We start from the raw sequence: 24,239 nt of genomic DNA on the forward strand, positions 1-24,239 counted from the left end.
CAGGAACGAGAAACGATGACGGACAACATCTTCGCGACCAGCGTGTTCTTCCGGCTGGCGATCGGCGGCAACGACCTCGGCGCCTTCCACACCTGCTCCGGCATGGGCGCCGAGGTCGAGATGGAGAGCTACGCCGAAGGCGGCAACAACGGCTTCACCCACCAACTGCCCGGCCGCGTGACCTGGTCGAACATCACCCTCACCCGGCCCGTCACCGCCGACACGGCGAAGATCGGCCGCTGGCTGGACGAGACGCTGCGGCGGGTCGAGCCCAAGGACGGGGAGATCGTCGCCCTGCGCCCCGACCTGAGCCGGATCATCAGCTGGCAGGTGTTCGGGATCGTCCCGGTGCGCTGGCAGGGCCCGTCCTTCGACCCGGCCCACTCCGAAGCGGCGGTGGAGACCCTGGAGATCGCCCACGAGGGCCTGCTCCCCTCCTGACCGCCCCGCCCCCGCAACCCCCGCTCCGGAAGGAACCCCACGGTCATGGCCTCATCGGCACGCGCCAGCCGCGCCCGGGCCCAGCTCACCCTCAAAGAGCCCCCGGCCTCGGTCGGGGCCAGGCCCGGCGGGACGATCGCGAAGCTCGACCTGCAGTTCAACCCCTCCACCCTCCAGCTGGGCAAGACCACCGAGTGGCGGCGCACCCCCTCCCGGATGGCCGGCCAGTCGGCCCTGCCCGAGTTCGTGGGCAGCGGCCCGCGCACGCTGAGCCTGGACGTGTTCCTGGATGCCACCGCCAAACACGACAACTCGGTGGAGCAGGCGGTGGAGAAGCTGATGAAGGCCTGCGTGCCGACACCGGCCAGCCTCGGCCGGAAGAAGCCGGCGAGCCCCTGGGTGCGTTTCGAGTGGGGCAGCGCGCGCACGACGTCCTTCGATGGGGTGCTGTCGAACCTCTCGGTCTCGTACACGCTCTTCGACGTGGACGGCAAGCCGCTGCGGGCCACCTGCTCGCTGTCCATCGAGGAGGCGAGCGTCGATCCGCCCGGCCAGAACCCCACGTCGGGCGCGCGCACCGCCCGCAGTACGCACACCGTCGTGGCGGGCGACAGCCTGGCGATGCTGGCCTGGCGCGAGTACGGCGACGCGACGGCCTGGCGGGCCATCGCGGAGGCCAACCGCATCGACGACCCGATGGCGCTCGTCCCCGGCTCCGAACTCGTGGTGCCGGGCCTCCAGGACACCCACGGCGAGGAGGAGCAGCGGTGAGCGGAGCCGAATCCGGGGGCCGGTCGTTCGCGGCGGACCCGATCGTGGAAGCGCCCGGCGAACTCGCGCCGATCTGGGCGGCGCAGCTGGTGAGCTGCGTGGTGGACGAGAACGTGGGCCTGCCGGACACGGCGGTGCTCACCTACCGCGACCCCGACCACGAGTTCCTGCGCGCCACCGGGATCACCATCGGCAGCCCGCTGCGGGTGTCGGTGATGACGGTGAAGGGGCAGGCCCGGGAGCGGCTGTTCAACGGCGAGGTCACCGCCCTGGAGATCGACCGGGACCGGACCGGCTCGTTCACCGTCGTACGCGCCTACTCCAAGGCGCACCGCCTCCAGCGCGGCCGCAAGGTCGTGGCGTACCGGAACATGACGGCCGCCGCGATCGTGCGCAAGGTGGCCGCGGGCGCCGGGCTGGCCGTCGGGAAGGTGGAGGCGGCGCCGGTGACGTACAAGCAGCTGTCGCAAGCGAACGTCTCCGACTGGGACTTCCTGCAGTACCTCGCGGCCGAGAGCGGCGCGCTGGTGCGCGTCGACGACCAGGGCCTGCTCCAGTTCACCAAGCCCACGAAGGCCTCCGGGGCACCCGCCCCGTCGACGTCGGCCGCGCGCAACCCGATGGTCCTGGAGTACGGACGCAACCTCCTCGCCCTGCGCGCCGCCCTGTCGGCTGCCGACGGCGCCTCGAAGGTGCAGGTGCGCGGCTGGGACGTGACCACGAAGCGGCCGCTGGTCGCGGAGCAGCCGTCCGTGGTCAGCGACACCGTGGCGCCGGGTCTCAGCCCCCAGCTCGGCGCCCGGTTCGGGACGTCGGCGGTGGCCGTCACCGACACTCCGTACCGTACGCAGGCCGAGACGACGGCGGTCGCGAAGGCGGCGGCCGGCCAGGTCAGCGCCGGGTTCGGCGAGCTGGAGGCGGTGACCGAGGGGAATCCCATGCTGCGGGCGGGCAAGCCGGTGGCGCTCGGCAACGTGGGGCAGGCGTTCTCCGGCCGGTACACGGCGACGGCCGTGCAGCACGTGCTGGAACCGCACGGCGGCTACCGCACCACCGTGTGGGTCAGCGCCAGCCCGGACCGCTCCCTGGCCGGCCTGGTGACCGGGGCCAACGCGCCCGGGCGCGGCCCGCGCATCCCCGGTCTGGCGATCGGCGTGGTGACGGACGTGCGCGAGCCGAACGGCTCCCAACGCGGCGCGGTAAGGCTGCAGTTCCCCTGGCTGGACGACACGTACGTCACCGACTGGGTGCGCACCGTCCAGTGGGGCGGCAAGGGCGGCGGCGGTGTGGTGAGTCCCGAGGTCAACGACGAGGTGCTGGTCGGCTTCGAGCAGGGGCTGCTCGACAGTCCGTACGTCATCGGCGGCCTGTACAACGGCGTGGACCAGCCCTCCCCGCACGACGTGCCGCTGATCGACAAGACCAGCGGCAAGGTCAACCGCCGTTCGGTGGTGTCCCGTTCGGGCCACCGGGTGGAGCTGCTGGACGCGCGGGCGCCGGGGCCCTCCGGGCTGCGGCTGGTGACCGGGGACGAGCGGCTCGAAGTACGCATGGACGACCGCCGGGACCGGATCGAGCTCACCGTGTACGCGGGCCGGGGCCGACCGCTGACCTCCGTCCTCCTGGACAAGAACGGCATCACGCTGGACGCCCGGCGGGGCACCGTGAAGGTGTCCGGCCGGCAGGTGGACATCGACGGCACCGCCGGGGTCAGCATCGGCGGCCGGTCGGTGCAGGTGAACGGGAAGTCCGACGTCACCATCAACGGCGGCCTGCTCGGCGTCCTCAAGGCCCGCCTCATCCGCATCAACTGACCCCTTCCTGTTCTCCTCCCGCTACCGCTTTCCCCTAGGAGCACCCGATGCCAGCCGCAGCGCGTACCGGCGACCCCACCAACCACGGTGGCCGGATCGGCACGCCCCCGCCCGGCGCCGCCGCGACGGTGGCGACGGTGCTGATCGGCGGCCTGCCCGCGGCCGTCGTGGGCAGCCTGCACGTCTGCCCGGTCGTGCCGCACGCGGCCCTGGGGCCGGCCAACGTACTCGTACCGAACCCGGCCGCGGCCACCGCGGGGTTGGTGCTCATCGGCGGGCTGCCCGCCGCCCGGGCCCGCGACCAGACCGCCTGCGGTGCGATGGTCCTGACCGGCGCCCCCACCGTCCTAGTCGGCGGTGTGTGATGAGCGAGCGGTTCATCGGGCGCGGCTGGGCCTTCCCCCTGCGGGTCGGGCCGACCGGCGGGATCGCCATGGTCGAGCGGGAACGGGAGCTGGAGGAGGCCATCCGCCTCGTGCTCGGCACCGCGCCCGGCGAGCGGCCGATGCGGCCCGAGTTCGGCTGCGGCATCCACGAGTACGTCTTCGCCCCCGGCGACGGCGACACCGCCGGGCGGGTCGCCCAGCAGGTGCGCGAGGCGCTGGAACGGTGGGAGCCCCGGATCGCGGTGGACGAGGTCGTCGTGGCCTTCGACGCCGTCGAGGCGGGCACCCTCTACATCGATGTGCACTACACGGTGCGCACCACCAATGACCGGCGCAACCTGGTCTTTCCCTTCTACACGATCCCCTCCGAGGAGGGGGCCGAGGAAATGGTCGCGGACTGATGGCCCTGCCCTCCCCCAACCTGGACGACCGGCGGTTCCAGCAACTCGTCGACGAGGCGAAGCGGTACGTGCAGCAGCGCGCCCCGGAGTGGACCGACCACAACGTCTCCGACCCGGGCGTCACCCTGATCGAGACGTTCGCGTACCTCGTGGACCAGCTGCTGTACCGGCTGAACCGGGTGCCGGACAAGAACTACCTGGCGTTCCTGGACCTGTTGGGCATCCAGCTGTACCCGCCGTCGGCCGCCGTCGCCGATGTCGACTTCTGGCTGTCGGCCCCGCAGCCGGAGACGGTGACGCTGCCCGCCGGCACCGAGGTGACGACCGCGGTCGGCGAGACCGATCCGCAGACCGACACCGAGGCGGTGGTCTTCGCCACCACCGACGACCTGCGGATCGTGCCGAGCGAGCTGACGCGCCTGGTCACCGCGCCCCGTACCGGTGACGTGACCGATCGGACGGGGGCGCTCGCCGAGGGCCTGGACATCCCGTGCTTCCAGGCGGCGCCCGAGCCCGGCGACGCGCTGTTGTTCGGCCTGCCGACGGCGGTACCGCGCTGTGTGGTCGCGGTCCGCCTCGACAGCCGTGTCGAGGGTGTCGGCGTCGATCCGCGCCAGCCCCCGCTGGTGTGGGAGGCGTGGGACGGCGGCCGGTGGCAGCGCTGCGAGACCGGCGACGACAGCACCGGCGGCCTGAACCGGCCCGGCGAGGTCATCGTGTACGTGCCCGCCGGGCACACCGCGTCGCTGATCAGCGGGATCCGCGCGGGCTGGCTGCGCTGCCGGGTCACCGAGGCCGAACCCGGCCAGCCGTTCTACTCGGAGTCCCCGACCGTGCGCGAGGCCGAGGTGTTCACCGTCGGCGGCACCATGGCCGTGGAGCACGCCGAGCGCGTGGCCGACGTACCGCTCGGCGCGTCGGAGGGGGTGGCCGGCCAGACGTTCCGACTCGGCCGGCCGCCCGTACTCCTCGACGGGGAGCCCCCGGTGGTGGAGGTGTCCTCCCCGGAGGGATGGCAGCGCTGGGAGGTGGTGGAGCACTTCGGCCGCTCGAGGCCCGAGGACCGGCACGTCCGGGTGGACGCCACGAACGGAGAGTTCCTGTTCCCGCCGGTGCTGCGCGAGGCCGACGGCACGCTGCGCCCCTGCGGCGCCGTACCGCCCAAGGGTTCCCAGGTCCGCGTGGCCCGCTACCGCACCGGCGGTGGCCCGGCGGGCAACGTCTCCCGTGGGGCGATCTCCGTTCTGCGCAGCTCCGTTCCGTACGTCGCACGGGTCGTCAACCGGGAGGCGGCGCGCGGCGGCGTCGCGGGGGAGAGCATCGACAACGCCAAGCTGCGGGCGCCGGAGACGCTGCGCATGCAGGAGCGCGCGGTGACCGCCGAGGACTACGAGATCATCGCCCGCCAGGCGGCGCCCTCGGTGCGCCGCGTCCGCTGCCTGCCCGACCGGGACGGCGGAGGAGGCCCGGGCGCGGTCCGGGTCCTCGTGGTGCCGGACGCGGTGGCCGACGAGGGCGACCGGCTGCGCTTCGAGCAGCTGATCCCCTCCGACCAGGTGCTCACGGCGGTCACTACGACCCTGGACGAACGGCGTCTAATCGGCACCCGGCTGATCGTGGAGCCGCCCGTCTACCAGGGCGTCACCGTGGTGGCCCGGCTCTCGGCGCCCGAGGCGGACGCCGACCGGGTGCGGGACGCGGCGCTCGCCGCGCTGTTCCGCCACCTCAACCCGCTGCGCGGCGGGCCGGACGGCACCGGCTGGCCGTTCGGGCGGCCGGTGCAGTACGGCGAGGTTTTCGGCGTGCTGCAACGCGCCATCGGGGACGTGCTGGTGGAGGAGATCCGGCTGTTCGCCGCCGACCCGATCACAGGGCGGCGTGGCGCCCCGGTCGACCGGATCGACATCGGATCGGGCGCGCTGGTCTTCTCCTACCAGCACCAGGTGGTCGTGACGGCGCGCGAGCCGGAGGTGCGTCGATGAACCGGGCCGCTGTCCCGGGCCTGCCCAGCCGGTACCCGATCGGCGGGCAACTGCCCGCGCTGTACGCCGAGGACGACTTCGCGCAGCGGTTCACCGCGGGCCTGGACACCGTCCTGGCCCCGGTGTTCGCGACCCTCGACAACCTGCCCGCGTACTTCGACCCCCGGCTGGCCCCGGCCGACTTCCTGTCCTGGCTGGCCGCTTGGGTCGGCGGCGTGGACGACCCCCGGTGGCCGGTCGAGCTGCGCCGCGAGGCGGTGGCCCGGGCGGTGGAACTGCACCGCCGGCGCGGTACCCGGCGCGGCCTGGTCGAGGCGCTGCGGCTGGTCCTGGGCGTCGTCGCCGAGGTGAGCGGGGACGGCGGGGCCGTGTGGTCCCGTACGGCGGGTGCGGAGCCCCCGCCCGCGCCGGCCGGGGAGGTCCTGGTACGGGTGTGGCCGCCCGCCGCGGGAGGCGTCCACGAGGTGGACGCGGACCGGGTGCGCGCGCTGGTCCGCTCCCTCTGTCCGGTGCACACGGTCTGCCGGGTCGAGGTCCTGCCGGGCCCGCCCGCGGGTGAAGGAAGGTGACGGCGATGCGCGCGTGCCCCGTGTGCGGTGCCTCGAACGAACCGACGGACGACTTCTGCGGCAACTGCGGTTCCTACCTCGGCTGGTCGGACGCCGCCGCGACGCGGGAGACGCCGCCCCCGCAACCGGGCCGGGCCACCCCGGCCACCGCGGACCCCGCGCCGCCGTCGACCGGTTCCGCCCCGGCCGGTTCGACGTCGGCCGGTTCGACGTCGGCCGGTTCGGCGCCTACCGGTTCCGCGTCGATCACGGAGCCGGCCGACGGCGCCTCGAACGCCCCCGCGCCGCCCGACAGCCCCGCGCCGCCGCGGCGTACCACCCCGCCGGCGGACCCCGCGCCCCCCGCCGGTTCGGGGCCCGCCGCCGTGCCGCCCGCGGGGCGGGCGGCCGCCGATCCGGTGCCCGTGCGCCCGGCCAGGGCCGTCGCTCCGCGGCCGGTCGTCAACGCGCCCTCGGTCGGCGAGGACGTGTCCGGGGTGCCGTGCCCCTCCTGCGGTACGCCCAACCCGCCCGACCGGCGCTTCTGCCGCCGCTGTGCGACGCCGCTGACGCCCAGAACCGTCGCGCCGGCGCTTCCCTGGTGGCGGACGATCTGGCCGCTGCGCCGCCGCACCCGCGCCGGCTCCGGCCGACTGGTGCGCTTCCTCGTGATCCTGGCCGCGGTACTGGCCCTGTGCGCCGGCGGCTTCCTGCTGCTGCCGGCCGGCCGACAGCTGATCGAGGACACCCGGGACAAGCTCGGCAAGAGCAAGGCGGTGACCCCGACCCGCGTCGAGGCGACCGCCGAGCTGCCCGGGCACCCGCCGGCCAGCACCACCGACGGGCTCAGCAACCGCTACTGGGGCGCCCCCGGCCCCGGCGCTTCGGTGACGTACACCTTCGCCAAGCCCTTCCGGCTGGTCGGCGTGATCGTCACCAATGGCGCCTCGCCTTCCCCGGAGGAGTACGCGCGCCAGGGCCGGGCGCTCCAGATCGAGATGGAGGTGACGGCGCGGGACGGCGCGAAGCACCACAAGAGCCTCACCCTCAGCGACAAACCGGGCCCGCAGACCTTCCCAACCGGCATCAACGACGCCACGTCGATCCGGCTAACCCTCGACGCACCCGCCGGACTGGACCAGGGCCGCCATCTCGCCCTGGCGGAAGTGGAGTTCTTCCAACGTTCCTGATGCCGGCCCGGGTCCGCCCGCTCCTACCGGTCGGTGTGGAGCGCGGTGCGCAGGGTGGCTGCGGCCATGGCGATGCGGCCCAGTCCAGCGGGTACTCGGCGGCACCGCGCCAGCCGCACGCGCACCGCGCGCCCAGGGCGTCGGCACACGGGCGGGTGGCGTGGGCGTCGTACGCCGACCAGTGCGTGGTCGACGGCACGCGAATCGCGACGCCAGCGCGAAGTACCTCGGGGAAGGCGCGGAGAAGCTCGGCTGGGGCCCGCAGGGCCTCGGTCTGGGCTACCCAGTTGGAGCGGCGCTCCTGATCCCGATCCTCCTGGCGATCTTCGTCGCCTGGAGGCTGAGCGGGATGACGTTCCAGATCCGCGACATCGTCACCTTCAAGGGCGAAGCGCTCTTCTGGCCGGCGATCCTGGTGTCCAACACCCTGGGCACCTCGATGGGCGACTTCCTCTCCGACAGCTCCGACCTCGGGTACACGGGCGGCGCCCTCCTCGTGACCGCGTGGACGATCGCCTTGATGTGCGGGAGGTCACTGCCGGTGCCCTTCGGGTTCAGGGAGTACACCACGCGGTGCCGAAGATCCTGGGTGGCGAAGAACCCGATGTTCCAGCCGGGACGGGAGCCGGTCTTGCCCCACGCGACCTCTTGCTCCGAGAGCTTGTAGCGCATGAGGCCGCCGATGCTGTAGCAGGCGTCCCCCTCGAAGCAGTTCTTGTTGTCAGAGGCGCTCTTCACCTTCGGCACATTGCACACCAGGGCTTGTTGGGCGGGTGGGAGCAGGCGCCCCCGGAACAGCGCGGTAGAGAAGCGGTCCAGGTCGGCGGTAGTGGAGATGATGCCGCCCTCGGCCCACGGGTAAGTGCTCTGCTGGGTTACGTCCTCCCCCTTGACGAACACCGTCGCGTGGCGAGAGGGAATCGCCAGGTCATCAGCGGCGGGCAGGCTGGTGTGGCGCAGGCCCAGCGGCCGGATGATCCTGCATTCGAGTGCATGGGCGTAGGAGTGGTGGGCGACCTTTTCGACGATGAGGCCGAGGACGAGTGCGTTGAGCCCGTTGCACTGCTGCTCGGTGCCGGGTTCTGGCGGCGTGCCGGTGGCCGCTGCGAACGACTCGCGCAGAGAGGCCGGGGTCACCGAGTGGAACTGCCATCCGGGGCCGTCGACCGGATCGGGCGTCGGGGCGGGCTTGGGCAGGCCGCTCGTGTGGTCGAGGAGCTGGCGCACGGTGACCCGGTCGTACGCCACGGGCAATACTCCGGGAACGTACCGTCGCGCTGGTGCGTCAAGGGCGATCCGGTGCTCGGATACGAGCTGGAGCACGATGGTGTCGGTGAACGTCTTGGTGACACTCCCGGTGCGGAGGTAAGCGTCTTCGGTGACCGGGCCAGCGGTGGTGGCCATGCCGTCCCGTCTGACCACCGCACTTGCGACGATGTCGTCGGGCAGGTGGCCGATGATGTCCTGCACGGTGGGCTTCCCCGCCTCAGGTGCGCTCGTTTCCATGAGGTTGGGAGCCGACATGGCGGCGGCCGCGAGTCTTGGCCGTGGCCGCCGCAGTGCGTCCAGGTCCTCGTCCGTGACCGCAGCTCCTTGCCGTCGACCTCGCAGACCTTCCGGTACCAGGCCCGGCCCCCGTCAGCGGTGTGGAACTGGTGCAGCGAGATCGAGTGCGACTCGGTAGCCGGAAAGACCTTGATCGGAACAGTCACGACGCACACCACCCGGCGCTAAGACCGAGCGTCATCGGCCGCTCGGCACCGTCTGGTTCGCAGGGAGGCCCCTTCCGAGCTTAGGCAGGCCCTTCGCAGTCCGCACGCCGAACATGTCGTCGATCTGCTGGACGGTCTTCTCCCGCTCGTCGTAGAGCCGTTGGGCGAGCGCGGCCTGGTCCTCGGTGAACTTCGGTCGACGCCCGCCGACCCGGCCGCGGGCCCGTGCGGAGGCGAGACCATCGTTGGTGTTGGCCACGATCAGTGCGCGCTGCTCCCGCGAAGCTCCATAACCAGCGATTCTGGATCGCAGCAGATCCATGTATTGGACGTATGGTTCGGCCGGCCACAGGCTTGATCGCATGGAAACCGCGACAACGCGCAGGGAAGGGAACGCCGAGGTCAGGGCGTGGATCGCGGGTGAACGCCGGGAGCTGGCCGACCTGCTCGAGAGTGTGCGGGACGATCAATGGGACAGGCCGAGCCTCTGCGCGGGATGGCGGGTCAGTGAGGTCGCGGCGCACATGTCGATGGGGTTCCGGCTCTCGCTGCCCGCGACCGTGGGCGAGCTCGTCCGGGCGCGAGGGAACCTGCACCGGATGACCGACCGTGTCGCCCGCAGGGACGCGGCCGCCCATTCCACCGCCGAACTCGCCGCGTTCCTGCGGGAGGGTGCGCACCACCACTGGACTCCCCCGGTCGGCGGGTTCGCGGCGGCGCTGGGCCACGACGTGGTGCACGGCCTGGACATCACCGTCGCTCTCGGCCTTGGCCGGCGTGTCCCCGAGGAACGGGTGCGTGTGCTGCTCGACGGGATCCGGCCAAGCGGCCTGAGGTTCTTCAGCGTCGACGTTGCCGGTGTGCGGTTGTGTGCGCAGGACCCGGACTGGTCCTACGGATCGGGTGCCCCCGTGTACGGCGCCGCCCAGGACCTCCTCTTGCTCGCCTTCGGCCGCAGGCTGCCGAGCGGTCGGCTCCGCGGCGAACCGAGCAGTCGTTTCACCGCCGTCTGAACTCCCCTGTACCACTCACGCCCGTAAGGAGACCCACGTGCGCACCCGCTTTCTCCAGGCACTGTCCCTGCTCTCCACCGGGCTGCTTGCCGGCGCCTTCGGTTATGGCGCCGCGAATCTCGTCCCGACCTTCAACGCCGTCCCTCTCGACATGAGACTGGACTTCCACGCCGAGCTGATGAAGATGAACGGGATCACCATGCAGGCAGCCATGGCGGTCTCGACCCTCAGCTCCCTCGCCCTGGCCGGACTCACGCGCGGCCGGACCCGGGTCCTCGCGGCCGCGGCAGGAGGCCTGACCGTCGCGTCCTTCCTGATCACCCGGTTCGGAAACGTCCCGATCAACGGCCGCATCAAGCAGTGGGCCGCCACCGCGCCACCGGCCGACCACGCGCGCATTCTGCACCGCTGGGAACTGTTCAACGACGTCCGTACCCTCACCGCCCTGGCGGCGTTCGCCCTCCTCACCATCCTGGCCCTGCGAGAGACCCCATGCCTTGTGACGCACAATCCGCAGGAACCGACCTGATCTCAACGCCCCACGCAGCCCGTGCGGCGGAGTCGCGCCTGTCGGGCCGCGAAGCCGGGCAGGTAATCGACTTCCTCGCCGTCACCGCCGCAACCGAACGCCGCGACAGACCTACCCCGGACGGTCTGATCCCCTTGACTGGCAACGAGATCCAGCACCTGTTTGCAGCACACCCCCGAGGTCGTCTTCTCGCTGGCCGCCGCCGAGACCGGGCAGGCACCCACCGTCCCCAAGACAATTCGACTGGCCCCTCACGCCGGTCCTCACACCCCACGACATCTACGCCGTAGGCGGGGGCACCCACCCTCTACCCAACACAAAACCCTGCTGACAACCAACCGCTGCCACCACACCACCCATTCACACGGGTCTGTCTCCTGGATCATGGAATGTGATCGCGGCAGCCCTTGGTGTTCCGCTACGGTCCCGTACATGTTCGTTGTCACAGTGACCTACACGGCACCGCCGGATGAAGTGGACCGATGGAGACCAGCCCACGGCGACTGGTTGAACCAGCTCATATCAAGGCAATTGCTTCTGGTAGCCGGGCGCCAGGTGCCTCTGGTCGGTGGTGTCTACCTCGCCCCCCGGATGCCCGCCGAAGAACTTGACCGGCTTCTCGCCACCGATCCGTATGTCCTCAAGGGTGTCGCCACGCACAGCGTTGTGGAGTTCACCCCGCTGCTGGTCGCGGCCGGCTTGGAGGACCTCAAGTCCCTGGAGTGAGCAAATTCCCGTGCCACGAGCGGAGCCAGATGAGGAGTACGGCGCCCGAGGGCCGTCCGCCGCGTGAACCCCGACGCAGACATCAGCCCTGTGGTGCTTCTTATCAGAGATCACATGCCGGATGCCTCGCTGGCAGAAGTAGGCGCGCGCGGACCTTGTTGTATGTCTCGTCGGCACTCACCCTGTCCTGCGTGCGACGAGGACGGCCAAGTCCCCGGCGGGGAACGCGGAGTTTGTTCGACGGCCGACCCTGTGAGCGATGAGGCGTACGCCGTGGCGTGAGCCGCCTGCTCGCTGGTGAGGCCCGGCCCGGGGCTCAGGGGGTCGACTGGAGAAGCGTCAGCGTCGACTCCAGTTCCTGGCGGGTCAGCCGTGCGGCCTCTTCCGCCTCGCCGGCCTCCACCGCCCGCACCACGTCGGCGTGGGCGTCCTCACCGTGCCGGAGGTCGGTGCCGCGCAGCCCCAGCAGGTCCAGGAGTTCGATCAGGCCCTCGCGGAGTACCGGCGCGAACTCCGCGAACAGGTCGGTCAGGACGGGGTTGCGCGCCGCGGCCACGACCGCCGCGTGCAGGGCGATGTCGGCGTCGACGAAACCCGCGTCGTCGCCCTCGGCGGCCTTGCGTCGGCCGTCCAGCGCCTTCCGCATCGCCGTCACGTCCTCCTCGGTCCGGCGCTGCGCCGCGAGGCGGGCCGCCTCGACCTCCACCAGCATCCGCACCTCGTACACGTCCGTCACCGCCGCCCTGCGCAGCCGGGCCGGCCAGTCCTCCGTCGGCCGGGTCGCGGTGACGAAGACGCCCGCTCCCTGCCGGGGCTGGACGAGCCCGGCGCCCGCCAGGGCACGGAGCGCCTCGCGGACCGTGGAGCGCCCCACACCCAGCTCCTTGGCGAGCGTCGTCTCGCCGGGAAGTTTCGTGCCGACCGGCCAGTGGCCCCCGACGATCTGCTCGCGCAGCCGCTCGGCGGCCTGTTCGACCAGAGGGCTGGGACGGAGGGCACCGAGCGGCATGGGATCACCTGATTCTCTGATGTCCGGACTCCGAGGCTCCGACGCTCCGGATGGCGGGCGCGGCCGCCGGATGCCGGGGGCGTTCGCCGAGAAATCTACCGCAACTTGTCTGAGGAGCACTTGTCTGAGGAGCTGAGGAGTGGTTACGGTACCGGCCATGATCCCCAATCCCCAGCGCCCCGGCCCCATGCCGTACCACCGCTACCGCGCGTTCCAGGACCGCGTCCACGTCCCCGAGTTCGAGCGCCTCTGGCCCTCCGCCCGGCTGGAGCGGTCCCCGCTCTGGGTGCCCGTCGACCTCCGCGACGGCAACCAGGCCCTCGCCGAGCCCATGGACACCGACCGCAAGCACCGCTTCTTCGAGCTGCTCGTCCGTACGGGCTTCAAGGAGATCGAGGTCGGTTACCCCTCCGCCAGCCGCGCCGACTTCGACTTCGTCCGCCACCTCGCCGGACTCGTCGGTTCCGGTGGCTTCCCCGAGGACGTCACCCCGGTCGTCTTCACGCCGGCCCGCCCTGAACTCATCGAGCGCACCTTCGCCGCCCTCGACGGCCTGCCCCGCGCAGTCGTCCACCTCTACATCGCGACGTCACCGGTCTGGCGCGACACCGTCCTCGGCCGCGACCGCGCCGAGGTCCGGCGCACCGTCCACGAGGCCGCCACTCTCATGGCGCGGCTGGCCGAGGTCCGCCCCGGCACCGACATCCGCTTCCAGTTCTCCCCGGAGACCTTCAACCTGACCGAACCGGACTACGTCCTGGAGCTCTGCGACGGCCTCACCGCGCTCTGGGACGCCAGCCCCGACCGGCCGGTCACCCACAACCTGCCCGCCACCGTCGAGATCTCCACCCCCAACGTGTACGCGGACCAGATCGAGTACATGCACCGTCACCTCGCCCGCCGCGACGCGGTGATCCTCTCCGTGCACCCCCACAACGACCGCGGCACCGGCGTGGCCTGCGCCGAACTCGCCGTCCTCGCCGGGGCCCAGCGCGTCGAGGGCTGCCTCTTCGGCAACGGCGAACGCACCGGCAACGTCGATCTGGTGACCCTTGCCCTCAACCTCTACGCCCAGGGCGTCGATCCCATGCTCGACCTCTCCGACATCGACGCCGTCCGCGACGTCGTCGAGTACTGCAACCGGCTCCCCGTCCACCCCCGCCACCCCTACGCGGGCGACCTCGTGCACACGGCCTTCTCCGGCACCCACCAGGACGCCATCAGCAAGGGGCTCGCCCGGCACGCGAAGGACGCCGCCGAGGCCGGGATCCCGCCGGAGCTCGCCCCCTGGAACGTGCCCTACCTGCCCCTGGACCCCGCCGACCTCGGCCGGGGCTACGAAGCCGTCATCCGCGTCAATTCCCAGTCGGGGAAGGGCGGAGTCGCCCATCTGATCCGCACCCACCACGGCCTCGACCTGCCGGAGCGCATGCGCCCTGATGTCTCCCGGGCCGTCCAGGAGGTGACAGACGAAAGCGGACGCGAGGCATCCCCCGGCGACCTCCACGCGCTCTTCCGCACGGCCTACCTGGAGCCCGGCCGGGGCGCGGGCCCCGTGGCCCTGGAATCCTGGAGCACCGCCCACGACGCCGGCCACGGCACCGGAACCGACGTCGACGTCGAGACCGCCGGCTTCACCGGCCGCGGCCACCGCTTCGCCTGCGTCCTGCGCGTCGGCGACCGCACCGTACCGGCCGACGGCGAGGGCAACGGGCCGCTCTCCGCCCTGGCCGACGCCCTCACGCGCGCCGGAGTCCCCGTCGAGGTCCTCGACTTCGCCGAGCACGCGGTCACCACCAGCGGCGCGGGAGAGGCGGCGGCCTACGTCGAGTGCAGGGTGGGGGGCCGTACCGTCTGGGGAGCGGGTCTGGACACCTCCGTCCTCACGGCCTCCGTACAGGCCGTCCTCTCCGCAGTGAACCGAGCGTACGAAGCCTGAGGCAGCACCCGGCCCGCCCGCGCCGCCACCCTTGCTCCACACCGCATCCATCACCACCGTCGGTGGGTGAAGTCACCGGGATCCCGGGGCTGGTCATCGACGTGCTCGTTCACCAAGGAGTGCACGAACAGGGGCCGGGCACGTCGCTGGATCCGGGGCAGCGCGGTGAACTGAGCGCACAAGGCGTGGCAGGTGGTGTCGACCGGACGGGGAGCTCGGTCAGGAGCTCATTGCCGATAGACGTCCAGGTCCCAGTAGTGGCCCCACTCCCAGGTCATCGAGCCCCACCAGCGGGCGCGGCCCACCCCGTCGTACGGCCGTCCCGGCAGCGGGGCTCGGTTGCGGAAGCCCGGAAGCTGTCGTCTACAGTCCTGTAGACATCAGTGCGGGCGGCCGCCTGTCCCGCGACCGCGCCGGTCTCGGCGAATAAACGCCGTTCGCCCGTGCGGCCCGGGTCTCCGAAGACGCCCAGGAGATCGTCACGCAGTTGAAACGCCTCGCCGACGGGGAGCGCGTGCGCACTCAGTGCGTCCGCAGCCCCTGCGGTGCCCCCGCCAGCACAGATCCCAGACGCAACGGGCCCTCGAAGGTGTACTTCGCCGTCTTGTAGCGGGCGATGGTCAGCGCCGCACGAATCGGATGAGAGTGCCCCGCGGCCGTCAGGTCGAGGTACTCGCCATGGACGAGGTCGCTTCGGAGGGCCATCAGGTGCTGTGCGGATATGAGGGTGTCCGGCGGCAGACCCGCACGGTGGAGCAAACGGTCCGACAGGGCGAGCGCCAGATCCCCGACCAGGATCGCCACCCCTTGCCCCAGTCTTTCCGCGGCCGCGGCGTCGCCGGCAGGCTGAGCGGCGGCCACGGCCTGTGCACCGTGGGCCGGCCACGGCGCAGATCGCTGCCGTCCATCACGTCGTCGTGGATGAGAGCGAAGGCGTGAAGCAACTCGAGCGAGGCAGCAGCCCGCAGCACCGGCAATGGCACGGGTAACAACGCCGAAGCCGGCTCCCCTCCGGCGGCGGCCAGCCACCCCAGAACACACAAGACGGGCCGTAATCGCTTGCTCCCACCTGCCACGAACTCGTACAGCAGCACCGCAGGAGCAGCAGTGCCGCTCTGAGACAGCGCCTCGTGCCTGAACGCCTGCAGGAAGTGCTTGTTCCAACACCACCTGCATGCGTTTTCGTTTGGGGGGTAAGGGGGAAGCGGTTGGCTCGATCAGTCAGGCGGGAACGGTGGACAGGCTTGTGGTGAGCGAGAACGCGGATTCGTCGACTGCGGCCCGCTCCATAAGCACGACGGTCGGCTTCTGCGGGTCACAGCCGCTGGCCGAGGCGCGGGCAGCCGCCCGCGCCTACTTGTCCCAGGTCCAGGGCGTCCACGGCATCCCGGTATCGGAACGGGTGATGGACATGGTGCAGTTGGTCGTCAGCGAGTTGGTGACAAACAGCCGCAAATACGCCCCGGGGCCCTGCCTGCTGGAAATGACGACGAACGAGGGCTCCGTGGTCGTCAGCGTGTGGGACACCGACCCGACACTGCCGACAGCCCTGGCGCCGGACCCCGGCAGGGTCGGACAACACGGCCTGGAAATCGTGATGAGCGTCTGCCACAGCTTTGAAGTACGACGCCAGCCGGTCGGCAAACTCATCCGGGCCACCATCACCCTGGCCGACGACCCGAACGGACACCCCGCGGGATACCTGCTCTGACCCGAAGAAGGGGCACCGGCCCCGTGGGCGGGAGCTGCCTTCGGTCAGGGCCTCACCGCGTCCTCGACGCTGGGGCGCACGTCGAGAACGGTGTCGGTGCCGGTGATCGCGAGCAGCCGCAGGAAGGACTTTCCAGGGGCGGCAATGCGCAAGGTCGTCTGGCGGCGTACCTGGAGCAGGAGGTTCAGGAACGTCGAGTCGGCGAAGGTCAGGGCCGAGGCGTCCAGGACGACGACGGGGTGCGTCGCCGCCGCACCGGTCAAGCGGCCGGCGATGGGCCCGATGGTGTCGGCATCGAACTCCCCCACAGCGGTGACCACCGCCACCTGCTGTCGACTGTACGTGTCTGCCATGGCCACAGCATGCCAGTCGTGGCAGCGAAGGAAACCTCCACCACCCGACAACCCCAGATCAGAGCGTAACGACGAGGGCGTGGGACAACAGGACGCGGAAGGCTGTTCTTCCCGGTCCACAAACATGCCCCAGCAAAGTTAGCCGGGCTCTCTGGCGCGTTGGCCCCTGCACAATCAGCCGCAGTCAACCCTCGCCGAATTCAAGTCAAGGCCACCCCCGCTCCGCGTGGGTGCACTCATGGCGGCAGTGGGGAGGAGGAGCTCAGGACGACTCCTTGCCCAGCCCTCCGCGTGATCGCCAGCCACCAGGCAGGTGCCTGTCGTCGGCAAACGAGTGCACCGCAGGCGGGCGGCGCGGCTGTGGCCGCGCCGTGGGGAAGCGATGGACGGTGATGCCGGGATCTGCCCGGCACTCAAGAAGGGGGAGCAGCACGACAGACCCTGCTTCGGGAGACACCCCTCTGGCGGCGACTCCGCCTCGCGGTACCCGCACGGCCTCCGCAGGCGAGGCACTCCCCACGTCCCAGCGTGCGTCCGCGGTCGGGAAAGGCGCATCCTGGGACGGCGGCCCAGTCCCGCGTCCACTCACTTCCAGGAGCCGCCATGAGCGCCGACCACCCGTCGATCCGGACCCGGCTGGAGGACGGCGTGCTGTTCGCCACCATCGACGCGGGCTCGCTGAACCTCCTCGGTGTCGACCTGGTCCGTGACCTGGTCTCCCTTGTCGACGTGCTGTACGGCAACCCAGGTGACGTGCGCGTCGTCGTCATCGACAGCGCTTCGCCGGACTATTTCTCCGCACATGTGGACCTCACGGCGGTCCCGCAGTACACCGCGGAGGCCGCGAAGGCGGGTGGCCCTGGCGATGCCTCGCTCGGCATGTTCCTGTACAAGCTGGCGCGGGTTCCCGTGATCACCATCGCCAAGGTGCGCGGGCGCGCCCGCGGCGGGGGCAACGAACTCGCCTTGGCATGCGACATGATTTTCGCCTCGCGTGAGAAGGCGGTCTTTGGGCAGTTCGAGTCCGGCACAGGCGCCCTACCGGGCGCGGGTGGTGTTCAGCATCTGGTCCGGCGGCTCGGCCGGGCCCGTGCCATCGAGGTGATCGTCAGCGCCGACGACTTCGACGCCGACACCGCCGAGCGCTATGGCTGGATCAACCGCGCCCTGCCCGACTCCGAGCTGGACGGCTTTGTCGAGCGCCTGGCGAAACGCATCGCCGGCTTCCCGTCCGAAGGGGTGCGGGTGGCCAAACGTGTCGTCAACGACCTAACGCTGGCGTCCCCCGCGCACATCCGCTCCGACGCCGCGACTTTCCAGAGCCTGATCGCCCGGCCCGAAAGCCGTGAGCGCCTGGACTACCTTGCCGGGTGGGGCCTCCAGACGCCTGGTGATCTCGAACGCGACCTCGGCAAGGCCGTGGGGGACTTCCCTCGCTGACCGCTGGCGCGCAGGCCTGCTAAAACCCGAACATAAGCCACGCCTGGTGGCTGACCCAGTCGGGATACAGCTCGGTCATGGCATCGTAGAGCTCCTGGTCGCTGCCGGTCTCCTGCTGGAGGCGGCCGAAGTCGGTGAGGTACTGCCTGGTCGCCGTGATGATGTCGGGAGTGTCGGGGGCGCCCGGCTTCTTGTGGCCGGCGACCGCGATCTTCGGGTTCAGGGCGGCGAGGCGGTCCAGCGCGGCAATCCAGTTCTCGCGACTCTCGGGTGTGGTGGTGGCGACGAACATGTGGCACCGGTTGTAGAGGACGTCTCCGCCAATGACGAGGTCCAGGGTGGGCACGTGCAGGGAGGTGGAGTCGACGGCGTCGGTCTGGCCCTGCTCGATGATCCGCAGCTCGTGGCCCTCCAGTGAGAAGGTCTCCTCGTTCCAGGGTTCGGGCACGGTGATGGCGGCCGGAAGCTGACCGGGCCACAGTTTGCGGTAGACCGGCAGCCGCCCGACCTGCTGGCGTGCATACTCGACCGTCTTCGGAGTGGCGATGGCACGGGCGTCGGGGAAGCGGTTCAGCAGCACGCTGAGGCCGGCGAAATGGTCCAGGTGGCCGTGGGTGATGTAGATCGTGGTGAGGTTGCGGTGGTGCAGCCGTACCCAGGCCGCCAGGGCCTCGGCCTCGTCGGCCGTGGTGAGGGCGTCGACCAGGACAGCGTCGTGCTCGCCGAAGACCAGGGTCGAGGTCATTGGATCCCAGGCCGGCGGCGGGCCGAAGGGTCGGGACCGCTCGGCCACCAGCTCCTTCTCTGGTGCTGTGAACACGTTCACGCTCAATGGGGATGCCATGCCACTCGGTTCCTCTCCGCGGCGAGGGGGCCCGCGCCGGCCTCGCTGTTGTTCCGCTGGTCTGCGCCGCGCACGACCGGCTTCCACCTTCCGTGGCATGGCAGACCTCGGCAACTGCAGCACTGGCAGATGAGCCAGTACTGCTCGGCGTGTTCCCGGACCTGCTGCGCATCCCCGCGCTGTCCGTGATCCTGCTCGCCTGAGCCGTCAAACTCGGCCGCCGCGATTGAGCGGCTGCGTCGGCCGCAGCCCGCATTCGCAAGCCGAAAGGCAGCCGCTGACGTCGCCTGGGTGCCCCGGCCGAAGGAGAGCGGGGCGCCGTCGACGTCGGTTCGTGTGGCGGGGCGACGTCCCGTAATGACTGGGGCGAAGTCTGCCGACTCAGCCCCCGTTCGACTCCTGACCTCGACAAACACCGCCGGGGGCGCCTGCCTGGGCGATCAGCGCAAGAACCTCCCGGAGTCGACGGACGGCATCCTCCGCCTCCCTGTATTCCTCAGGACTCGCGAGGACAGTGCCGAAGGTGCCGCCAGGGCCGGCAGGCAGCGCACGCCAGCGCAAGACCGGTTCGAGTGCGTTTACAGCACCAGAGAGGAACCAGGCCAGGCGTCCGTGAGTGCGAGCGAGGGAGACCGCCAGGACAGCGAGTGTTTCCCGCAGGCGTTCAAGCCGCTCGATCTGCGGCAACGCCTCCTGGACATCCTGCGGGCCGACAACGTCACGCAGCCTGGTCCCAGCCTCAAGAGCGAGTACGCGCTCGCTCGCCGTCCGTTGCCACACCTGTTCCTGGATCTGCTGCTCGGCTTCCTCGGCGAGCAGCGCGACGACCCTACGCATGTCCATGCGGCTCACTCTAATGAGTCGACCGGCCCTGACGTGTCCGATTCCCTGACCTGGCCAAATGCGTGGCCCCGGGTGCAGACACAGGCACTCGGCCGGCTCGTGATGTAGCGGGGGGTCAGCCGCTGCGGGGCCGGTAGACGCGCCCGTGCGGTACGCGACGGCGACTGTCCAGGATCATGGTGCGGGGGGCGCCGTGGCGGTAGCGCAGGTCGGTGAGGGCGGACAGCCGGCCCCCGGTCAGGACCTGGTCACCCATCCGCAGTTCCGTGGGCGGCACGCCACCGGGACGCGTCCCGCCGGGGCCGGGACGGCCGTCGATCGTTGGAGGTGAGCAGGTTCCCTGCTGCGTCACGGCGACCGCCCCGGGCCGTCCCCTCGGATACCCCCGTCGTCCCCTTTCACCCAATATCGGGTTCTGCCCCGGACCGCCGGACATGACAGTGGCCTGCACCCCGGGAAGGGTGCAGGCCACAGCCGTGCCGTGTCAGCTCCGGCCTGGTGTCATGGGCGGCTACCAGCGGTACCAGCGGCCGCTGCCACCCTTGGGACGGGCGACGAAACCGATCAGCCACAGGACCAGCACCGCGATGGCGACCCACCAGAGGATCTTCACCGCGAAACCGGCACCGAACAGGATCAGAGCGAGCAGAAGAACAAGAAGCAGGGGAACCATAGTTATCAACCTCCGAACCGCCCACTGCCCGGCCCCCCTCCACCCATGCGCGCGAATTTTATGTGTTTCTTATTGCGCACGGCGGGCAAAAGGACACGCCCCGCATCCACGACACCGAAACAAGAAGTCCGGCCTGACACCGGCTACGGGCGGCCCACATATGCGAGCACCACGCCGGCCTCTAAACCCGGCCCGCGCCTCTCCATGCGCACGGGTGGTTTCGCAGCCAACCCGACCTCATCGAGGGCAATACACAGGGCGGCCGGCCACAGCGGTGATTCCGCTCCCCCACGCCACCGCTGCGGCCGCCCCCACAGCCGGCGGCCCGGCCGGCGCGACGCCTACCCGACGACGTCGTCGAAGTCGTGGGGCCGCGGGCGCTGTGACCGGCCGACAGGCGCCGCTGCCGGGTTGGCGTGCGGGGTCGGTGCAGCACAGGCCGGCACCCAGGACGCAGGACTCAGCGCAGGCTTGCGAGGAAGGCGGCGAGAGCCTGGTTGGACAGGCGGCACAGCCCGCCAGTGGCTCGCCGACACGCTGCGACTGCTCTCACCCCAACAGGACGACTACTCGCTGTGCTCGGCTTTCGGCGGCGGCATTGTGCGCCCGACCGCGCACCTGGGCCACCGGGGTCCAGGGGGAGTCGGGCGTGGCGGGGCCGAGCGGTATGTGGCCCTCGCCTGCCCCGGGCGGCGGGTTCCTGCCCCTGCTCCCCGAACGCGGCAACCTCCTCACCTCCGCCGTCCTTGGCGCCACCGTCGGGGCGTCCGCTCCTATGCCCCTGTTGGTGGTCACGGGCTTGGCGTGTTGGCGGGGTCTCCTGCCGGATGTTGGTGTGGGAGGGGTGACTCGGAGCGCTTCGGCAGGGAACCGTCGGTCGCTTCGCGGCGCGACAGGAAGGATGGAGCCCACCAGTTTGCTTTGCCGGTGAGTTGCATGAGGCAGGGGACGAGAACGCCGCGGACGAGGGTGGCGTCGATGAGGACGGCGAGGGCCAGACCTGTGCCGAAGATCTTGAGCGGGGTGACGCCGGAGCTGGCGAGCGCGCCCATCATGGTGGCCACGATGAGGGCGGCAGCGGTGACCAGGCGGCCGGTACGGGCGATTCCGAAGACGATGGACGGGGAGTGCGCGCCGGTGCGGAGGTATTCCTCTTTGATCCGTGCGAGCAGGAAGACCTCGTAGTCGACCGACAGACCGAAGGCGACGACGATGGTCAGCAGCGGCATGGCGACGTCCAGCTGGCCGGTGACGGTGAACTCGCCGACCAGGCTATGAAGGTGCCCTTCCTGGAAGATGAAGACCATGATGCCCAGGCAGGCCGTCAGGCTGAGCGCGGCGAGTAGCAGCGCCTTCAAGGGGATGAGGACGGAGCGAGTGAAGAGGAAGAGGAGAAGCAGGGTGCTGAAACCCGCGATGGCGGTCGCAGCAGGCAGCCGGTCGCCGAGGGCCGTGAGCGTGTCGACGTGTTGAGCGGGCAGGCCCCCGACGAGGCGGGGGCCGGGTGCGGTCACATGCCGTACGCGCTGTACGAGGTCGTCCGCGCCGGCTGTGTCCAACGAGGGACGGCCGGAGACGGTCAACCATGTGGTGCCCGGTGCTGTGAAACGCCGGTGGCCGGCGGCGGGCGCGATGGAGGGGGCGCCGGGTGAGAACGTGCCGGTGGCTGCTTCCACGGTGGCCACGCCGGGAACGTCGGCGAGGCGTTGGGCGTAGCGGCTGAGTTCGGTGGCCTGCGTGAGGGGGTCGGTGGCGGGGAGCAGGACCGCCAGGGTGCGGTCCGCGGGCGCGGGGAAGTCGCGGCGTACGTACTCGCCTGTGGCATGGGCTTCGAGGTGGGCCGGGAGGGCGCGCTCGTCGGGGATACCGAACTGGACGTGCCCGAAGGGGATCGTCAGGGCGATGAGTGCCGCAGCGCAGGCTCCGCCCAGCAGCAGCGGGCGGGTGACGGCGGCCTGGGCGATGTGCCGCCATGCTGCGCTGTCCGTCGGTTCGCGGGACGGCTTCGGCCGGTTTGTCGCGCCGGCGATTCGGTTGCCCAGCAAGGTGAGCAGAGCGGGCATGACAGTCACCGTGGCGAGGGCCGAGAGGACGACGACAGCCAGCCCGGCGCAGGCCATGGAGCGCAGGAACTGCAGGGGGAAGACGAAGAGGCAACAGAGCGCGAGGGCGACCGTTGCTGCGGAGAAGAGCACACTGCGTCCTGCCGTGCGCATGGTGGTGACGACGGCTTCGGTGACGGTTGCCCCTGCGGCGAGTTCCTCGCGGAAGCGGGTCACCACCAGCAGTGCGTAGTCAACCGCGAGCCCGAACCCCAATGCGGTGGTGATGTTGGTTGCGAACACGGACACCGCCATGACGCGGGTCAGCAGGCCGAGTACTGCGGTGGTGAGGGTCACGGTGGCGACGCCGACGACGGCGGGCAGGACTGCGGCGGTGGCTGAGCCGAAGGCGAACAGCAGGATGAGGATGGTCAGCGGGGCGGCGATCAGCTCGGCCCGGAACAGGTCCTTGCGGCTCTGGTCGGTCGCTTGGACACTCGTCCAGGCCGGCCCGCCGGCGGATACCTCCAGGTGCATGACGCTCTTTGTGGCGTGGGGCACGATGCGGGCCGCGGCGGCTGCCGCCTGCGTGTCGTCGCCGGACAGATCGATGGTGATCAGGGCGGCGTGACCGTCCCTGGCGCGCAGTTCGCCGGCCCCGGTGCTCCAGAAGGACTGTGCGCTTGCGACGCCCGGCTCGGCGGCGAGGCGCCGGGTGAGGTCCCGGCCCTCGGTCGCCGCCACGGGGTCGTCGATGTCGCCTCGTACATACAGGAGGAGGTCACTCTGGGGTACGCCGAAGTGCTGTGTCAGCAAGCGTTCCACGCGGGAGGATTCCGTGCCGGTGGGGGTGAACCCGCCGGCGGACAGTCCTGTCGAGGCCATGGCGCCGACCGCGGCGAGGACCACCGTGAGCAGGGCTGTGGCACCGAGCAGCCGCCACGGTCTTTTCGCCGCCCAGTGAAGTGGAGAGGTCGGCTGGGTGCTGCGTTGCGTCGGTGGGGCGGTGTTCTGTGGCACGGGACCCTCGTCGGACGTTGCCGGATAGCCGTCTGTGTGGCGCGGGGCGGGCCGGTCAGCCGGTACGTCGTCGGCAGACCAGGACGCCCCGTTGTCCGGGGTGGATGCTGTAGTCGATGTCGCGTGTCGTCGTGGTCACGCCCCCGTCTGCCAGCCGGGCACGCAGGGAGTCGAGGGTGGAGGAGGGCACGCCGAGAGGGTCTTCCAGCGGGCCGACGAGCACGTCGCCGGCGGTGACCCGCACCAGCTCCAGAATCGCCTCTTCCTGGTCTGCTGCCTGGGGAAAGGTGAAGAGGAGGAAGCCGCACAAGGAGAGGTGGAAGTGCCGGTCGGCGAACGGCAGCCGCGGCAGTGCCGCAGATACGTAGTGGCGTTCGCTCCCGCCAGCGAGACGGTCGGCGGCGTAGTCGTTCAGGAACGTGTCGGCGGCGCCCTGCCAACGCTCGAGATGGCGTTCTGGCGACCCGGCCCAGGAGAAGTCGAGCTGGTCTGCGATTGCGAGGCCGAAGGCCGCACTCGCCGCGAGGTGATCGCGTACCAGAGGCTCGATGTCCTGCGGTGCCAGGCGGTACACCGGGTCGACGGAGGTGACGCTCGCGCCGAGCGCTCGGCTCTCGGCGGCGAATGACGAGGCGCCGCCGGGACAGTCGAGGACCGGCCCGGCGAGAAGGTCGTCGTCGGTCAGGCCGAACACCATCCGGTACTCGTCGAGCGTGCGGGAGGTCAGCTGTACGCGGCCGTCGATGACCGACCGCGTCGCAGCGACGACGTGGTCGGTAGTCGTCGACTCGGAGGGTGTCACGTGCGTGGAGGACATTGCGACGTCCTTTGGTCGGGGGCCGCTGACGGCCC

26 protein-coding genes and 2 pseudogenes are annotated in these 24,239 nt (G+C 70.8%); 16 read left to right on the plus strand and 12 right to left on the minus strand.

Going from position 1 to position 24,239, the window contains the following annotated elements; all coding sequences use genetic code 11:
• Positions 1–15 precede the first annotated feature (15 nt).
• From OHA81_RS00400 to OHA81_RS00440, 9 genes are all read left to right on the plus strand, one after another.
• Positions 16–441, plus strand: coding sequence for a phage tail protein (locus OHA81_RS00400; RefSeq protein WP_190184829.1), 426 nt, complete (start codon positions 16–18; stop codon positions 439–441).
• Between the two features lie 45 nt (positions 442–486).
• Positions 487–1,212 carry a CIS tube protein gene (locus OHA81_RS00405; protein ID WP_190184828.1) on the plus strand — a complete coding sequence of 242 codons (726 nt, stop codon included), beginning with the start codon at positions 487–489 and terminating at the stop codon, positions 1,210–1,212.
• On the plus strand, positions 1,209–3,026 hold the full coding sequence (locus OHA81_RS00410; RefSeq protein WP_329191593.1) for a VgrG-related protein: 1,818 nt from the start codon (positions 1,209–1,211) through the stop codon (positions 3,024–3,026). Before OHA81_RS00405 ends, OHA81_RS00410 begins: the two co-directional genes overlap by 4 nt.
• A 47-nt stretch (positions 3,027–3,073) precedes the next feature.
• Entirely contained in the window at positions 3,074–3,391 is a 318-nt protein-coding gene (locus OHA81_RS00415; RefSeq protein WP_329191595.1) for a PAAR domain-containing protein, read from the plus strand.
• Positions 3,391–3,813, plus strand: coding sequence for a GPW/gp25 family protein (locus OHA81_RS00420; RefSeq protein WP_190184825.1), 423 nt, complete (start codon positions 3,391–3,393; stop codon positions 3,811–3,813). The genes OHA81_RS00415 and OHA81_RS00420 overlap by 1 nt, the downstream gene beginning before the upstream one ends.
• Positions 3,813–5,795, plus strand: a complete 1,983-nt coding sequence (locus tag OHA81_RS00425) for a putative baseplate assembly protein (protein WP_329191598.1) — start codon at positions 3,813–3,815, stop codon at positions 5,793–5,795. The genes OHA81_RS00420 and OHA81_RS00425 overlap by 1 nt, the downstream gene beginning before the upstream one ends.
• Positions 5,792–6,364, plus strand: coding sequence for a phage tail protein I (locus OHA81_RS00430; RefSeq protein ID WP_329191600.1), 573 nt, complete (start codon positions 5,792–5,794; stop codon positions 6,362–6,364). Before OHA81_RS00425 ends, OHA81_RS00430 begins: the two co-directional genes overlap by 4 nt.
• A gap of 5 nt (positions 6,365–6,369) precedes the next feature.
• Positions 6,370–7,533 carry a zinc ribbon domain-containing protein gene (locus tag OHA81_RS00435; protein WP_329191601.1) on the plus strand — a complete coding sequence of 388 codons (1,164 nt, stop codon included), beginning with the start codon at positions 6,370–6,372 and terminating at the stop codon, positions 7,531–7,533.
• A gap of 439 nt (positions 7,534–7,972) precedes the next feature.
• The gene (locus tag OHA81_RS00440; RefSeq protein ID WP_329201928.1) at positions 7,973–8,200 is read left to right on the plus strand and encodes a hypothetical protein; all 228 of its coding nucleotides are present in this window, start codon (positions 7,973–7,975) and stop codon (positions 8,198–8,200) included.
• Here the strand turns inward: OHA81_RS00440 and OHA81_RS00445 are convergent.
• Positions 8,122–9,057 (minus strand): annotated as a pseudogene (locus tag OHA81_RS00445) (serine hydrolase domain-containing protein); the annotation flags it as partial. The gene OHA81_RS00440 and the pseudogene OHA81_RS00445 sit on opposite strands and share 79 nt — an antisense overlap.
• Positions 9,058–9,276: 219 nt before the next feature.
• A complete protein-coding gene (locus OHA81_RS00455) occupies positions 9,277–9,567 on the minus strand; it encodes a hypothetical protein (protein ID WP_329191604.1) in 291 nt (96 codons plus the stop codon).
• Positions 9,568–9,607: 40 nt separating this feature from the next.
• On the opposite strand from OHA81_RS00455, the gene OHA81_RS00460 reads away from it, so the two are divergent.
• The 4 genes and pseudogenes from OHA81_RS00460 to OHA81_RS00470 all read left to right on the plus strand — a co-directional run bounded on the left by OHA81_RS00460 (position 9,608) and on the right by OHA81_RS00470 (position 11,513).
• Positions 9,608–10,258, plus strand: a complete 651-nt coding sequence (locus OHA81_RS00460; RefSeq protein WP_329191605.1) for a maleylpyruvate isomerase family mycothiol-dependent enzyme — start codon at positions 9,608–9,610, stop codon at positions 10,256–10,258.
• A gap of 37 nt (positions 10,259–10,295) precedes the next feature.
• Complete coding sequence (locus tag OHA81_RS00465) at positions 10,296–10,787, plus strand: DUF1772 domain-containing protein (RefSeq protein ID WP_329191607.1); 492 nt, start codon at positions 10,296–10,298, stop codon at positions 10,785–10,787.
• Between the two features lie 71 nt (positions 10,788–10,858).
• A pseudogene (locus tag OHA81_RS34510) lies at positions 10,859–11,077 on the plus strand (hypothetical protein); the annotation flags it as partial.
• Positions 11,078–11,219: 142 nt separating this feature from the next.
• Positions 11,220–11,513, plus strand: a complete 294-nt coding sequence (locus OHA81_RS00470; protein ID WP_329191609.1) for a YciI family protein — start codon at positions 11,220–11,222, stop codon at positions 11,511–11,513.
• Positions 11,514–11,829: 316 nt separating this feature from the next.
• Here OHA81_RS00470 and OHA81_RS00475 read toward each other — a convergent pair whose 3' ends face one another.
• Entirely contained in the window at positions 11,830–12,522 is a 693-nt protein-coding gene (locus tag OHA81_RS00475) for a FadR/GntR family transcriptional regulator (RefSeq protein WP_329191611.1), read from the minus strand.
• Positions 12,523–12,679: 157 nt separating this feature from the next.
• On the opposite strand from OHA81_RS00475, the gene OHA81_RS00480 reads away from it, so the two are divergent.
• On the plus strand, positions 12,680–14,461 hold the full coding sequence (locus tag OHA81_RS00480; RefSeq protein WP_329191613.1) for a 2-isopropylmalate synthase: 1,782 nt from the start codon (positions 12,680–12,682) through the stop codon (positions 14,459–14,461).
• Between the two features lie 522 nt (positions 14,462–14,983).
• On the opposite strand, the gene OHA81_RS34515 is transcribed toward OHA81_RS00480, so the two are convergent.
• Positions 14,984–15,265: a polyprenyl synthetase family protein gene (locus tag OHA81_RS34515; RefSeq protein WP_443056386.1), complete on the minus strand. Its 282-nt coding sequence runs from the start codon at positions 15,263–15,265 to the stop codon at positions 14,984–14,986.
• A complete protein-coding gene (locus OHA81_RS34520; RefSeq protein WP_443056387.1) occupies positions 15,166–15,555 on the minus strand; it encodes a polyprenyl synthetase family protein in 390 nt (129 codons plus the stop codon). The genes OHA81_RS34515 and OHA81_RS34520 overlap by 100 nt, the downstream gene beginning before the upstream one ends.
• A gap of 80 nt (positions 15,556–15,635) precedes the next feature.
• Between OHA81_RS34520 and OHA81_RS00490 the strand changes: the two genes are divergently transcribed.
• On the plus strand, positions 15,636–16,172 hold the full coding sequence (locus OHA81_RS00490; protein ID WP_329191617.1) for an ATP-binding protein: 537 nt from the start codon (positions 15,636–15,638) through the stop codon (positions 16,170–16,172).
• A 44-nt stretch (positions 16,173–16,216) separates the two neighbouring features.
• On the opposite strand, the gene OHA81_RS00495 is transcribed toward OHA81_RS00490, so the two are convergent.
• Positions 16,217–16,525, minus strand: coding sequence for an STAS domain-containing protein (locus OHA81_RS00495; RefSeq protein WP_329191620.1), 309 nt, complete (start codon positions 16,523–16,525; stop codon positions 16,217–16,219).
• 603 nt (positions 16,526–17,128) lie between these two features.
• On the opposite strand from OHA81_RS00495, the gene OHA81_RS00500 reads away from it, so the two are divergent.
• The gene (locus OHA81_RS00500) at positions 17,129–17,965 is read left to right on the plus strand and encodes an enoyl-CoA hydratase/isomerase family protein (protein WP_329191622.1); all 837 of its coding nucleotides are present in this window, start codon (positions 17,129–17,131) and stop codon (positions 17,963–17,965) included.
• 19 nt (positions 17,966–17,984) lie between these two features.
• On the opposite strand, the gene OHA81_RS00505 is transcribed toward OHA81_RS00500, so the two are convergent.
• From OHA81_RS00505 to OHA81_RS00530, 6 genes are all read right to left on the minus strand, one after another.
• The gene (locus OHA81_RS00505) at positions 17,985–18,785 is read right to left on the minus strand and encodes an MBL fold metallo-hydrolase (protein WP_329191624.1); all 801 of its coding nucleotides are present in this window, start codon (positions 18,783–18,785) and stop codon (positions 17,985–17,987) included.
• A 405-nt stretch (positions 18,786–19,190) separates the two neighbouring features.
• On the minus strand, positions 19,191–19,652 hold the full coding sequence (locus OHA81_RS00510) for a hypothetical protein (protein WP_329191626.1): 462 nt from the start codon (positions 19,650–19,652) through the stop codon (positions 19,191–19,193).
• Between the two features lie 115 nt (positions 19,653–19,767).
• Positions 19,768–19,908: a hypothetical protein gene (locus OHA81_RS00515; protein ID WP_329191628.1), complete on the minus strand. Its 141-nt coding sequence runs from the start codon at positions 19,906–19,908 to the stop codon at positions 19,768–19,770.
• A 255-nt stretch (positions 19,909–20,163) separates the two neighbouring features.
• Positions 20,164–20,325 carry a hypothetical protein gene (locus tag OHA81_RS00520; protein ID WP_037792689.1) on the minus strand — a complete coding sequence of 54 codons (162 nt, stop codon included), beginning with the start codon at positions 20,323–20,325 and terminating at the stop codon, positions 20,164–20,166.
• A gap of 791 nt (positions 20,326–21,116) precedes the next feature.
• Complete coding sequence (locus tag OHA81_RS00525) at positions 21,117–23,387, minus strand: MMPL family transporter (protein WP_329191636.1); 2,271 nt, start codon at positions 23,385–23,387, stop codon at positions 21,117–21,119.
• Positions 23,388–23,442: 55 nt separating this feature from the next.
• On the minus strand, positions 23,443–24,204 hold the full coding sequence (locus tag OHA81_RS00530) for a hypothetical protein (protein ID WP_329191638.1): 762 nt from the start codon (positions 24,202–24,204) through the stop codon (positions 23,443–23,445).
• Between the last annotated feature and the right edge of the window lie 35 nt (positions 24,205–24,239).

This window comes from Streptomyces sp. NBC_00667 (assembly GCF_036226825.1).
GTDB lineage: Bacteria > Actinomycetota > Actinomycetes > Streptomycetales > Streptomycetaceae > Streptomyces.